We start from the raw sequence: 15,550 nt of genomic DNA, 5'->3' as shown, positions 1-15,550 counted from the left end.
TATATTTTGTTAACATTTAATGAATTGCATTCGAAATATTTTACTTGTACAATATGCTTTAGTCAATAGAAATTTCATATATGTAATTAATGCTATTTTAATTAGAGTCCGATAATTTTTCAATTGCAAGCAAACAAAATATTTAGAGCGATTCATATTTCATTTTGTTATAATCTAACATTAAAACCGAAAGTATATAACCTTGCCTGAGGATAATAACCTGCATCATAACCTGCTTGAAGCGGATCCCAAGAACCAATTTCAGGATCCATGCCACTATATTTTGTTATAATAAATACATTGGTAACATTGGCATAAAATCTTACAGAGTCTAAATGCACTTTCTCCAATATTTTTTTAGGAAAATTATATCCTAAGGTTATGTTCTTACAACGGATAAACGAAGCATCTTCCAAAGCAATATTAGTCATACGGCTATTTTCATTGGTATCATCATTTCTTAGACTAGGAATAGTGGTATTTGGGTTGGTAACATAAACATTGTTTACATCACTATCACTACCATTAGGGTCGATCAAAGCAGTTCGGGCATAATCTAACACACCTACAAAATAACTGGTGTTATTTAAAGGATTGTTTTGTGACAAGGCTACTTGATTGTACACTTTGTTACCAACACTTCCACTAAAGAAAATATTAAGATCAAAATTTTTATAGGAAACCGTATTATTGAATCCAAATTGTAATTTAGGTAAAGGAGAACCTAAGAAAGTTTGATCTCTTGTGTCAATAATTCCATCCCCATTTAAGTCTTTGTACATGCGGTCTCCATACCAAATACCACCATAGGATTTTGTAACTGGACGAGGAATTAAGCTTTGGTCAGCCGGCAAGGCATGTGTTTGAAAATCACTAGCAGTAGCATATATCTCATCATACACATAGCCATAAAATGACCCAACAGGTTTACCTACTACTGTTCTTGAAACATCTTTTTGCAGGCTTGCATCTTCACCACCATTACCTAAGCTCATTACTTCATTAACATTGTGAGATATGGTAATATCTGTTTTCCAATTAAAATTTTCAGTGCTAATATTAGTAGTTCCTACTCTAACATCAATTCCTTTATTACTAACAGAACCAACGTTTACATAAGGTGCACTCATCGAACCTGGCGACCAACCTGTATTTGTACCGGAATACTCTGGAAGTGGTACTTTCAATAAAAGACCATCTGTAAAACGGTCATAAACATCAACCGAAAAATTTACTTTAGAATTAAAAAAAGTACCATCCAATCCTATATTACCATTTTTTGTTGTTTCCCAATGCACATTGGGATTAGCCAAATTACTTTGATACTGTGCTATACCAGACAAGCCGTTTGGAACTGTAGTAAGTTGAGAAACAAAAGTGTTTCCTGGTATACCTTGATTATTGGTTATACCATAGCCAAGACGTAACTTTAAATCATTAACAACTTTTACATTTTCTAAAAATTTTTCATTCTTTATTTTCCAAGCGAAGGCACCAGAAGATGTAGCTGCCCATCTTGCTCCTGTTGGAAAATTTGAAGAACCATCTTCACGTATATTCAACGTAAACAGGTATTTATCTAAAAGGTTAAAATTAATACGACCAAGATAAGATTCATAAGAACCGTCACCAAATGTACTACCATTTGTGGCCGTAGTGGGATCACCACTGGAAACAGATTGCACATTATTAGAAGGAAAAATAGAACGTGCAGCAGACACATTTGCATTAGAATTTAAATTAGCCTCGTGACCGACCACAACATTAATATTACTTTTACCATAACTATGGCTATATGTAAAATAATTTCGTATAACAGTATTAATATTTTGATTATAGCTAAATGATCCTGAAGTTGGATCAGGAGTGGTAAATTTTCCAAAAGTAGTTTGGGGTCTGAACGATTTATTTGTATTAAAATCATAATTTCCAGAAACCTCACTTCTCAGTGATAAATCTTTGAAAAATCTTATTTCGGCATACGCATTACCAAATATTTGATATCTATAGTTCATATTGGTATTAATAGTAGCCATAGCGACTGGATTTACCACTGGAATAACCCAATCAGAAGTATTAGAAATACCACCCCAACTACCATCAGCGTTATTTACTGGAACATCGGGTGTTAATCTTAAAGCATCTTGAATTACACCTGAATTGGAAGTAGTTACATTTTCAACAACATTTGCTAATTGAATGCTAGTACCTATTTTAAGCCAGCTTGTCGTCTTATTATCCAAATTTAAACGGACAGAATATCTTTTAAAATTAGATCCTAAAGCAATTCCTTCTTGATCGAAATAACCGAGTGAAAATAAATATTGAGTTCTGTCATCTCCACCGTTTACAGAAAGTGAATAATTGCTTTGAGGCGCATTACGAAACAATTCACTTTGCCAATCAGTACCTTTACCTAAATATGCCGGATTAGCAAATTCAGGTCTCTTATCAAAACCCCATACATCAGCTCTTTCGTTTAGAAATGTTGCAATCTGTTGTAAACTTACTGTATTAAGCCTAGAAGGTACCTGTTGAAAACCAAAATAACCCTCAAAAGATATTTTTGGTGGGCCTGATTTACCTCTTTTAGTAGTAATTACAACAACACCATTGGTTGCCTGAGAACCATAAATAGCAGTGGCCGAAGCATCCTTTAATACATCTATTGATTCTATTTCAGATGGATTGATCGTATTTAATGGATTAGAACCATTTCCAGGATTATTTGTAGGTGGAATTACAACACCATCTATAACATATAATGGCGAGTTAGTCCCACTAATGGAAGATATACCATGTATTTGTATAGATACTCCTCCGCCTGGTTGACCTGATATTTGCTGCACAATAACACCAGCAACTTTACCTTGCAATGCCTGATCAAATGTTGTAGGGCTTGTTTGTGTAATGTCTTTACCAGAAATTGAAGAAACTGAACCAGTAATATCTCTTCTTTTTGACTTACCATAACCAATTACCACAACTTCATCTAATGATTTTACATCTTCTTTTAAACGAATGGTTAAATTATTGCTGGTAATCTTTACTTCTTGCTTGGTAAAGCCTATATAACTAAAGATAAGCGTCTCGCCAATTTTAGCTACTATAGAAAATGACCCTGTAACATCTGTAGAAGTAATATTTTTACTTCCTTTTAGAGCAACGGTAACTCCAAAAATTGGCTCACTATTTGTGCCTTCTAATACAGTACCTGTAATTTTTTCTTCAGAACCTTGAGCTGACGCAAAGCTAAATGAACAAAGCATCAGCAGAAAGGCATATTTACTAAAAAGTTTTTTCGCTTTCACAAAGCGTCGAATTACATGTTTTTCATTCATAATTGATTGGTTTTGTTAGTTAAGTTGGTTATTTATTTTACATCAAAAGATGTTTTTTTATCTTGAAATATTCTCATATTTATTATTTCATTATCGAAAGCATTATTCATGTAACATTGGGTCAAATAAATAAAAAAAAAACACCAAACAACGGTTCTTTTTGTATCATAAGACTGCATCAATTGTTGCAATTATTGTAATTACATAAAAAAAACACTTTATTTATTTCATTACAATATTTAATTCCTTAAAAAATTATAGTTTTAATAATAAAATCAATTTTCTATTATTTAAAAGAAACTAAGAAGCTGTCTTTTTCAATAAAAAAAGACAGCTTCTTAAGGGTTCGGGTTTTATTGAGAGTTTTATTGCTTGATTAAATAGAATTTCGGGGAGTTTACAGTTTGTCAGAATTAGATTGGATATGCAAATAAATACTACATTATGATAAGCAACATTTTTGTAATTAATTTAATCTATAGTTGAATAATTCTAAACTTAATATGCCCTCTTTTGCTGTATTAAATTTCGATGTATAATAATCGATCTCAAACTTTATTTTTTATATATTATTTTTTTCTTGACGTAACAACTTTCTGGCTGACACAGTCTTGCATTATAGTTTATGCTTTTACAAAATCGGGTTTTCCAATAGCCGTACTAAACACTTAAGATTATGCCAACTTAATCGCTTGGGCACAATTCTATTGTGCAAAAACCATAAAACTTTATAAAAAAAGGAAGGAAGTGATAATGTTTTTTTTTAATAATGAAAAAAAATGATTTATAGTTGATAAAAATTTTTTTAATAAAAAAATTAACGGGAATAAAATATCAAATTAAAGTAGTTTTGTATCAAAATACTTTACCAATTGCTGAAATTGCCATAAAAAAATTCTATTTTATTACATATTCATATTTGTTAATGTTTAAAATAATTATTTTAACACTAAAAAATCTCTTATTATTCCAATTACATACTTATTCTTTAAAAATACAGTCAAAATTGTATTTAGAATGGGGTACTTATAAAAACAAAAAACAGCAGTAAATCAAAGCTTACTGCTGTTTAAAATTTGTGTTTTTCAATAATCCTTTATGCTTTTTTCGGATGAGATATTTTTTAATTCTAACCAACCAAGTAAATATATTATTGGTCCCTATAGTTACGTAAATACTCTGAAGGCAAAGAACCAAATTCTTCCCGAAAGTACTTTGCAAATCTTTTCGGAGAATTAAATCCTACTTTGTATGCTATTTCAGCAATCTGCATTTGACTTTTTTCAAGAAGCTGACGGCCGCGTTTCAATCTAATTGTTCGGATAAATTCTATTGGTCCTTTACCGGTAATGGCAATTAACTTTTTGTATAAATGACCACGGCTCAAACCTAAAGCCAAGCTAAGGGCTTCTACAGAAAACTCGATATCGCTTATATGTTCCTCTACAACTTTAATAGCTTTCGCTATCAGGGCTTCATCTAACGAGGTAATGGTAATTTCTACAGGAGATACATCTAATTTTTGACTAAATGAAACGTGGTTTTTCTCCGTCCAGTCTACAAATTTTTGAATACGTAATTTTAGTATATCAAAATTAAATGGTTTGGTTATATAATCATCCGCACCTAGTTCTAATCCTTCCATAATATATTCTTCTGCAGTACGTGCTGTTAATAGGATAACTGGAATATGAGACCAATGAATATTTGTTTTTACCTGCTTACAAAGCTCTGTTCCGTTCATTATAGGCATCATTACATCACTTACAATAATGGTTACATTAAATTTACGCAACATTTTTATTGCCTCTTCTCCATTATTAGCTGTTATTACTGTATATAATTCTCCTAGATTATCTTTTATAAACTCACAAAAATCTTTATTATCATCAACAAAAAGTAATATCTTCTTATCTGCAGCCGATTTTATTTTTCCTTCATCTTGTACATCAAAATCATTTAAAAGATTTTTTGCTAAATATTTTTCAGTAATATTAATATCAACTGATTTTATTGAAATTTGGAAGGTAAAAATACTTCCATGAGGTACATTATCAGTAACATTTACAGCTCCCCCATGAAGATTAACATACTCATATACAATATGTAAACCAATACCAGCCCCTGTTTTTTCTTGCTCTTGCTGGGATTGATAAAAACGTTCAAAAATAAGCTCTTTTTCAAGATTACTAATCCCTGATCCTGAGTCAGCAACACTTACAGCAACTTTATTATCATCTACTTGTTTTACACAAACACTAATAGTTCCTCCGTCTAAAGTGTACTTGAATGCGTTTGAAAGGATATTAGTGAGTATCTTTCGTATTTTATCGTGATCAAACTGCATTTCTAAACTTTCTACATCCTTTTGCCAAATAAAATTTATATTTCGTTCATCTGCATAAACACAAAAGGAGTTGAAAATTTCATTAATGAAAACAACAAAATCACCAGACTTTAGATGTAATCGTTCTACTCCGACATCCAATTTATGAAAATCAAGCAACGAATTTATTAACGCCATCAATTGTTGGGCATTTTTATACATCACAGCTAATTTTTTTCGCATACTTTCGTTACCCGTTTCTTTTAATAGAATCTGCAAAGGCGTAATAATAAGTGTAAGTGGAGTTCGCAAATCATGACTAATATTGGTAAAAAACCTCAATTTCATCTCATTAATATGCATTTTTTTATCATGATCCATAAGGACTCTATGCTGTTCAAGATTAGCAAGTTGTCGTTCTCTTGCCTTATGAACAATAAATGATATCGCTGTAATAATTAAAAAGGTATAAAGTATGAAAGCCCACATTGAAAAATAAAAAGGAGGCAGTACAGTTATAAGCAATTCTGAAGGAACATTATTCCAAACACCATCACTATTAGAAGCTTTTATTAAAAGTTTATAATCACCCGAAGGAAGCGAGGATATCTCTATTTTATTTCCTTGAGTAGGCATCCATTGGTTATTAAATCCTTCTATTTTATAAACATATTTTACCTTATCAGCATTTAATAAATCTCCTGTAGTAAACTTTAAAGAAATAAGTTTATCATCATGTTTAAATTCTAGTTCAGAGGTTAATTGCATAGGATATTTGAGCAACTTATGTCCATTATAAATTGAGTCAACTTGAATAGTATTATTGCCTACAGTCAAATCCGTAAATATAACTTTTGCCTTAGATTGATCTTTCTCAAACATTTTATTGGGATTCAAAATAGTATATCCATCTCCAGTCCCCAGTAGGATATCACCATTTTGTAACTTGCAAATTGCATGGCTATTAAAATAATTGTCTATAAGACCATCCTTAATGGAGTAATTTTTACTTGAAAAAGTAAGTTTTCCATTTAACGCTGGCTTAACAGTAACTATCGAAAGTCCATTACTAGTTGTTACCCAAATATTATTGAGATTATCTTCTGTTATGCCTCTAATTGAATTATCGCATAATCCTTTTTCTTTATTAAAGTAATAAAGAGTGTCTTTTTTTTGGTCCCAAATAGTTAGTCCTTCTTTATTTCCTATCCATATAATTCCTCGCTTATCTTTATATACATTTAAAACTTGCTTTTGGAAAAAATATTGACTCTCTTTCTTGTTTCCATAATATGAAATCTTTTTCTCATTTGTAATATCAATCACTAAAAGACCATATACAGTACCAAAATACATTTTATCACCCCCATCATAAAACATATCCATCACAAAAACTACATCATCAAATGGTGAAATTACCGAGTCAAAATTAGCAGATTCTGATTCTAATAATTGAATTTTTCCTCCTAAAGACCCTATCCATACATTTCCATATCTATCCTCCTTTAAACTCCAAATATTGTTATTAGACAGCTTACTGTTCTTTGTTGTATAATGAAGCATTTTTTCGTTTTCATAACAAAAAAGTCCATTCAGATAAGTACCGATCCAAACACGATGCTTTTTGTCTTCTAATATAGAAACTATAGCAATGTTTGGCACGTCAAGTTTTCTAATGATTTCTGATTTTTTCTCTTTGATATACAATCCATTTCCATCAGTACCTATCCATATATTTCCCTGGTAATCTTGCATTACTGTGCTTATATCAGAACATTCCGCAGGTTTGAAATTGATAAAATTTCGAAAACTTTCATGATAATATGAAAGTCCTTTTTTACTGTGTCCAATCCAGATCGTTTCATTGTTATCTTTATAGAGATAACTTACATTATTAGTAGACAAACCCGTTTCTATCCATGGATCATATACAATGTTTTTTATTGTATTTTTTCCTTTGTCATATACAAAAAGTCCTTTGTGGTCAGTTCCAATCCAGATTTGCCCTGGCTGCTTTTCAATAAAACTAGTCACATTATTGGTTTCTGTTTTTAATCCTGAGATCAATTTTAAGCTTTTCCATTCTTCAATGGAATTCTTTTTATAAAAAATCTCTTCTGTTTTACTCGAATAAAGCCATAACCAATTATTACTATCTGTAAAAATCCTAAAAATCTCACTTGTATTTACAATATCTTTTTTTATAAAAACAGGTAACTTTATAAAAGTCAAAACACCAGATTTTTTATTCAATTTCCAGCAAACACTAGAATCTTGAATGATATACAAGAATTCGTTACTATCTGTTATCTCGGATGTAGAAAATTCTTTTAATGGTGTATTTAACTTGAAAACAGTAATTCTTTTTTTCTTTATATTATAGAAATAAGCTTTCTTATTGTTAAGCGCCCAGAGATTATGATTTGTATCAATATAAATTTTACTTTTATCATCCGACTTAATCCCCAGATTGAGTAAGAACTCCTTTCCATCTAAAAAAGAATCCTTATCTCTTTTATACACCATATATCTATATCCTAAATCTACCCAAATATTTCCCAAATCATCTTCCTGTAGTCCAAATATATCATTAGAAGAAAGGGTATTTGCAACACCAGCTTGCTTAGTATAAACCTTAAAACTATATCCATCATATCTATTTAACCCTGACTCTGTACCTACCCAAAGAAATCCATAACTATCTCTTAAAATAGCTTCAACATTATTATTTGAAAGCCCTTGATTAGTTTCTAAATGATGAAAAACATAGGGAGACTGAGCTGTAATGCTTTGGAAAGAAACTATCCAAAATAATACAATTAGATTTGCATACACTTGTCTTACTCTTTTTTTCATACAAAATAATCAAATTAAAAATTTAAGATAGAGGGGGGAATATTGGGTTAAAAATATAATTTATTTTTCAAAAAAAATTTTGGATTTTTAAACTATTTAAATCGACACTCATAGATAATTTTTGAAAATTATATCTAAACTATTTAGTAGCAATAAATTTCCAAGTTCCTTCTCTAACTGTAAATTTTATATGCTGTTTAGAATTATCTTCATATTTCAAAACCTTTTTATTTGATAAATATTTAGCTTTTACCCATACTTTTTTTCCATTAGCTGTAATAAAATCAAAATTATAGTTTGGGATACCTATTACTGCTGTTGTACCATAAGGAACTTCAACCAACAATTCAAACCTATCATTTTTATTAATAAAACTACTTTTAATTTCTCCTTTAACTGTTTGTACAGTAGTTAAGGCTTCCTTAATTCCCGATGGTTGTGGAGCTATTTGAAAAACTGAGTATCCTGGCTCTATTGGCGCAATTCCACATAAATATTGAGATAAAATAGTTAAACCTCCCCCACTCCAAGCATGATTTGTTGTGCCTCCTCCATATCCATCTTTTCCGATACCCCAGCCTTCAAAAAGTGTTGAGTATTGTTTATTATTAACCATTTCTCCAAAACGTTTTTTCATACGTTCAATAGCATATTCTCCATAACCCATTTGAAAAAGTGCTTCCAGTACATATTTTTCCATATAAGGACTAGCGTGTTCTTCTACTTTTAAGACTTCAAAAATAGCAGGATATTTATCTGCATCAACCAGTCCAGCTACAACTGCCAAAGCTTGGCCACGGTCATCAGTTTTTGCGTTATAATTAGGATCACGATAAGCTTTACCATTCCAGAAATTTTTATTGAAAGCTAACTTTAAATTATCCATTGCAATCTTATGTTTGGTAGCATCGTCTGTTTTTCCGAGCAATATAGCCATATTGTAAGAGCCTTTTAATGCCATATAATAAGTTGTATTAAAAATTAGTTCCATATCCTTATCGTTGCCCCAGTCTCCCCAAGTCCAACCACCATTTCGTAAAATTAAAGTGCCTTCATCATTAATTTTCCATACGTCTAAATATTTTTGAACACCTTCATATAAATCAAAAATAGCCTGTTTATCACCTGTGTACTGGTAATAATTCCAAAAGCCATAATACCCAATAGCTGTAAGCATTTGAGTTGGTAATTCTTGATCCCAATTGCCTGCTGGTATCGGCGAGAACAAGGTGTTATCGTTTCTTTGCCATCCTATTAATTCGTACATGCCTTTCTTAAAAAGCAAATGACTTTTAGTATCTAATGCATAAAAAGCTTCACCACCTTCAGTTACTTCATCTCCCCACCATTGTGCACGTTCTCGGTCAGGACAATCCATATAAGTATCACGCATAGTCACATACAAAGTACGCAATGATTTTTGCCAAAGACGATTTAAAAAATCATCTGAACTAGAAAAATTACCAGCAAATTCGGTATTATAACCTGTTTCTCTATATTTTAAATCTAGCACCTTAACCCCTTTTGGAATTGAATAAAATACTTTTTGTCCATTTATCCATCCAAGACTTTCATATTCCTGTTCACCTTGACGTGTTATATATTCAGCATACATATTTATTTGACTTCCGCCTATAAAATTATCAGTCTTTATATCAATTAACTTTCCATCAGGAGCTTCTACTTTTAAATAAGGAGTTATTTGCAAATTTGCTGGCAAAACAGCTGTAATTATTGTATCTGTTTTACATTCAATTGGAAATTTTAAATTATTGGTATATGCTTTTTTACCAAAATCTTTAAATAAAGGAATAGGACGTAACACTAGATTGTTCCAAGGAGCCATAGGTACTGTTCCCAGAATTTTAGCTTTACGCCATTTACTTGCATCATATTCAGGTTTATACCATAATCCTAAATCTTGTCTTCCATCATAACGAATACTGGATTCCGAAAGTCTGAAATTAGGAAATGGGGCAGGACATGTTTCATAAGCTAAATTTTGAAGTACGCTCCAGCTTTCATCGCTTAAAATCTTCATTTCTGGTGTGATACATTCAAAAACAAATCCAAAAGTACCACTACTCTTGTGCGAAAATCCATCTTTACCAAAATACCAAGCTAAAACAGAAACCGAATTTCCGCCTACTTTTAAATATTTTGAAATATCAACTTCATCATAATATGTGTCATTTGGATTTGGTCCACGTTTTAGTCCTCCTTCAAAAACAACCATTTCCCCGTTTATCCATAACCAATATTTACTATCCACCGCAATTTTAGCAATCGCTGAAGCAGGTACTTTCTCTAAAGAAAAGTTTTTTCTAAAGTTATACCAAGTATTTGAAGCATTTTGACAGTTGGGATCGGTTATCCATTTTGCCTCCCAAGCATTTACTTGTGCTTTTAGCGAGAAAATTAAGCCCAGGAATAGAATTATTACTAATTTGGTTGATTTCATTAGGGTTGTTATTTTGTGATAAATTACTTAGATAATTAATATTAAATTTAAAATGCGTAAAACTATATATTAAGGTCCGATTCCATATCCTGTAATGTCATGTTGTAGATAAAGATTTAAAAAAACAGAGCAAAAAACTCTACCTTTATTTTTTGTAGACTATTGGTGCTATATTGCTTAGATTAACTAGTTATCTAAGAAAATAACTATAATGTTTTAAAAAAGAAGATTTAGTTATGTGAAGCATCCTAAAAATAGGCAATCAAGCGGTCTCACTACGGTAGTTTCCTTTGTTTCGTTCGGCTGTTCCAGTCGTTCAATCTTATATTTTTATAAGAACACTTTTGGTCAGTAAGTAATTTGCTACTTTCAATTCAATAGGTTGGTCTCCCTCTATTCCAAAGTAGGTCGTCAGCCAAAAGAAAGCACCAGCCCAAAAAAGAGCAGGTACCGTTTTCGCTTTCTTCCCCTCATCTTTAGACGGCCGCCAAAGCTGCTGAAGCTGGATAAAAAGTTGAAAACTATACTGTTTATTATTATCGTTTAATAATAATTATAATTTAACAAGATTTAATAAAAAAACATCATTTTCATTAATGTCAAAATTCTTGCTATAATTTCCATCTGATCCAACTGTTACTATTTCTGTAGCAATTGGATCACCGTTATTTTTTTCTTTAAGCGCATTTACTTGTTGCCTTGTTAACTGGCTTGGTTTTCCCATTGCCAGATAATCTGTGTAAGCATCATTAACTTTGTAGCCAACTTTGTATATCTCTAAATTGTATATACCTTTTTCAAGTCCTGTCAATTCAACTTTTACACTTGCTTTGGGTTTTGACGGTAAATCTTTTATATAATATTGCTGATTATTTGTACGAGCTGGTAACGTATAAGTGAAATCCCAAAACAAAACCTGAATATTTCCATTTTTGCTTTTGGTGGCCAATGAAGAACTATCCGTATTTTGCAGTTCTGTTGTTCCCAATTTATTCAAAAAATCATACGAGAAATAAGCTGCTTTTTTAATTCCTTGAGTATTCATCAATCCGAATCCACCATGAAAAGGTGCAAATCTTGGTCCTGGTTCTTCAAAAATGTCGGTAAAAACCCAATACGACATCGAGTTTGCAGCATTGCCCACTTGTTTTAATTTTTGAAGAATATAAGCTGCCGAATGATAACTGTCATGAAAAGGATCTGCTGGAGTGTAAGACGAACTCCATTCAGTATAATGCAATTCTAAGTTTGGTTTATCCGAAGAAGAAATTTGTTTACGAGAATTAATTACATCACCACTCACACTTGACGCTTCTTTACTCAAAACTGTTCCAGATCCTCCAAATTCATCTAAAAAGCCTTGCCCAACTCCATAAGAATGTGTAGAAATAAAATCTATTGGCACATTATTTTTACTGCAAAAATCGATGGTTTCAGGAACCCAAGCTGCTCCAGCCGTAGCCGGACCTCCAACTTTGTAGGCAGGATTTACACTTTTTACAGCCTTAGCAGTGTACTCATATAATTTTAAATAGTCAGCCTGCGTACCTGTCCAAAAACCAGGAGACAAATTCGGTTCATTCCAAACTTCGAAATACCAAGTTTTCACTTCTTCTTCACCATAACGTTCGGTAAAATGCTGGGTCAGATTGCGAATTAAATCTTCCCATTTTTTATAATCTTTTGGAGGAGTCACATTTCCTCTCCACCAAAAAATAGTTCTGTCTCCACTTGCTAATCTTGACGGCATAAAACCTAATTCCACAAATGGCTTTACATTGATGCTTAGTAAAAAATCATACAAAACATCAATATATTGGTAACTGTATTCTGGATTTCCTTTATTATCTTCTGTATAAACAGCCATGTCATCGGTCAATAAACCATGCATCCTGATATATTTGAAATCACAGTCTTTTTTCGCTAATGTCAATTGTTGTTGCCAATCGGCTCGCAATCCTTCATTGGCTCTTCCTGCTCCCACGCATTCTTTGAACATAGTATTCAATGCTCCAGTACTTTTATTATAATCAACTTTTATAATCCTTTCATTAGAAGCCGTTTTTTTAACTTTTATATTTTGCCCAAATGTCGCAACACTATTGAGATATAGTAAGCTAAATAATAATAAACAGTTTTTTTTCATTTTATTAATTTTATAATTATAGTTTCTTAAAACGAATGGCTGTACCCCAGCCGCACTTAATTGCAATAATATACTATCTGGAGCTTTTACTATTTTTTTAATAATAGCAACTAATCCTGGATTTTGCGTTTGGTCCGTTCCAGTCGCATCAGCATAAATATGTACTTCATAAGTTTTATTTTTATCCAAAAATGACAATGACACTTTTAAATCTCTAAATACTGAGATTACAGTAAAAAAAAGCAGGCATTATATTTTTTTTTAAAAAAATTTTTAATTTTTAATTAGTTATTAAAATAAACCAGGGAGACTATTAAAACCTCCCCGGTCTACAAACTAACCAAGTTTATTATTTTATTCATTCCGTTTTGAAACTAGTCTTTCACTTATCTAAATTTTGACTTATTTCACAATTAATACTTTGATCACAAACAGTAATTGTTTATAAATTGATAGTCTCTGGAAAGAATGGTTTTGCAGGGTCTATATTGCTGACATCGATAATGAATGGAATATATCATAATTAGCAATTTCCCTAATAATCAGCCTATTAACTAAAGTATTTGTTTTTTTTAAATACTATTTTTCAATAGTTAATAAAAAAAACACAAATACTTTTTACAAATATCCTTAAAACTCCGTTGCCTCAAGGTGCGCCTTTGTGTCATAACACTACCTCATTTGTTGCAATTGTAGTTTATAAGTACCCTTCACATCAATTTGTAAACTAAAAATCAATAAAAATTTTCTTTTAGGTATAACTACAAGATCTAAAATACCCATAAGAGAAGTAAAAAGTAGTTAAGTTCCGGTTACATATAATATCCACATCATGATGTTCTTATTTATCAATGTGTGAATCCCTCTTAAGAAATTTATTTTGTGTATGGAAGAATTATATAAGCGCTTTAATGGAGTGGATACTTTTTTGTCACAAAAATTAAAATTCATTATCCTTCAATTCTATGTCACATAACATAAACGGATTTAAAATATTTGTCATCGCTTGTCATAAAAAAGCGTAATTTTGTCTCTGAATTAATTACAGAATTTAAACGGAAATTTAAACGGAAATGCCATCCGAAGAGTTTCAATATTTTTAAAAACAGCGAAAATTTCGGTGGCAGAATCGTGGCGCAGCAGTTAGAAAATATTAGAAATGCAGTATAAAAGCGGGTTGTGACGGTTTTGTTCGAATCCCTCTTTCTCCGACTAAATTTTTCAATAAAAATTACATTTTTCAATAGCTAAGCCAATACGAGATTTACAGTAATTATAAATTATAAATCGGCATCATCCCCAGCAGGACATCCAAACCAAATTTACTAAGCCAATGAAAGACAGCGCCTACATGTAGTAGGCCAATATCTTTAAATCTTCCATAAATTTTATAGAAATTTGTCCCGTAGAGGTCACAAACAAGCCAAATAGCGCCAATTGAAGACAATTGGAGCCATTTTTTTATAATCTCGCTTATTTTTATTAGTCTAAAAAGCCGGGCTCCTCAGCAGCCCTAGCCCCGATTGCTTCGCCAGTTCGCTTCGCTCGTGTGCAGTGGAAATCCTTTTGTGCCGGAGTTCGGCACAAAAGATTGGAACGGATAGCGGGGAAAAGCTCCTAAAAAATAAGATTAAACCTAAAAAAATTAGTGATCAGCAAATAAAATGACAAATTCAGATACAGCGAAAAATTACGACAAGGACAACCGTAATTCTCAAAACCAAAACAAAGACCCAAAAAGCACAGGTCCAAAGGGCACCCCCTATGACCCGGAGAACCCTTAAAAGAAACCCGAAAGCGACCCCAAAGACATAACCGAGAAGGATATAGAAAAGGACCTTATAGAGAATGACCCATCCCAGGGGTTTGAAACTGATTCTAAAAAGTAAAATAAATTCGGCATAGTAATTTGATGACTGCCAGTATAGTTGGAACAAAAGCAGAGAAGATAACTTAAATTTTAAGCCAACAAAACCCCTCCGCCCTTGCCCTCTCTGCAATTTTTACCTAATTTTGCCCCATGACCCCAGAAGAAATAAAACGCTATTTTGACACCACTCCCCCGCCTGAGGAAGTGGAGTTAAAGCCATGGGCGAGAATCACAGATTCCCAGCTTTTCCTTAAAAGCTGTTTTCTCACTATATACCATTATAAAGGAGACCTTGAGATGTGCCCTGCCTGGTGGCATCTAAAAGAGTTTTATATGATTGTAAGACGCGGTTCAAAGGAAACTAAAAGCGAGAATCAAACGGAATAAACTTTAAATTTCAGCCCTGCTTTAAGCTCATCGTTATACTTATATCCTATAATTTTCACTTTTTGCACACTTATATTCTTAAATGACTGCCTGCCAGGAAGCAGAACAAATGGCTGGTCATACACAACGAGTTCCTAAAATTTACCTGCTCCTTTGAGGATAA

5 protein-coding genes are annotated in these 15,550 nt (G+C 32.0%); 1 reads left to right on the top strand and 4 read right to left on the bottom strand.

Features of this window, described 5'->3' with window-relative positions; genetic code table 11:
- Positions 1-167: 167 nt before the first annotated feature.
- The 4 genes from ACQY44_RS24015 to ACQY44_RS24000 form a co-directional block, all read right to left on the bottom strand.
- Positions 168-3,341, bottom strand: coding sequence for a SusC/RagA family TonB-linked outer membrane protein (locus ACQY44_RS24015; RefSeq protein ID WP_428232801.1), 3,174 nt, complete (start codon positions 3,339-3,341; stop codon positions 168-170).
- A 1,150-nt stretch (positions 3,342-4,491) separates the two neighbouring features.
- The gene (locus ACQY44_RS24010; RefSeq protein ID WP_428232800.1) at positions 4,492-8,523 is read right to left on the bottom strand and encodes a two-component regulator propeller domain-containing protein; all 4,032 of its coding nucleotides are present in this window, start codon (positions 8,521-8,523) and stop codon (positions 4,492-4,494) included.
- A gap of 139 nt (positions 8,524-8,662) precedes the next feature.
- Positions 8,663-10,984 (bottom strand): alpha-L-rhamnosidase C-terminal domain-containing protein, encoded by a 2,322-nt coding sequence (locus ACQY44_RS24005; RefSeq protein WP_428232799.1) that lies wholly within the window; start codon positions 10,982-10,984, stop codon positions 8,663-8,665.
- A gap of 553 nt (positions 10,985-11,537) precedes the next feature.
- Positions 11,538-13,334 carry a GH39 family glycosyl hydrolase gene (locus ACQY44_RS24000; RefSeq protein ID WP_428232798.1) on the bottom strand — a complete coding sequence of 599 codons (1,797 nt, stop codon included), beginning with the start codon at positions 13,332-13,334 and terminating at the stop codon, positions 11,538-11,540.
- A gap of 1,816 nt (positions 13,335-15,150) precedes the next feature.
- Here ACQY44_RS24000 and ACQY44_RS23995 point away from each other — a divergent pair.
- Complete coding sequence (locus tag ACQY44_RS23995) at positions 15,151-15,387, top strand: DUF6965 family protein (protein ID WP_428232797.1); 237 nt, start codon at positions 15,151-15,153, stop codon at positions 15,385-15,387.
- Positions 15,388-15,550: the final 163 nt, after the last annotated feature.

The organism is Flavobacterium sp., from assembly GCF_965277525.1.
GTDB lineage: Bacteria > Bacteroidota > Bacteroidia > Flavobacteriales > Flavobacteriaceae > Flavobacterium.
This window is presented reverse-complemented; position numbering and strand designations above follow the sequence as displayed.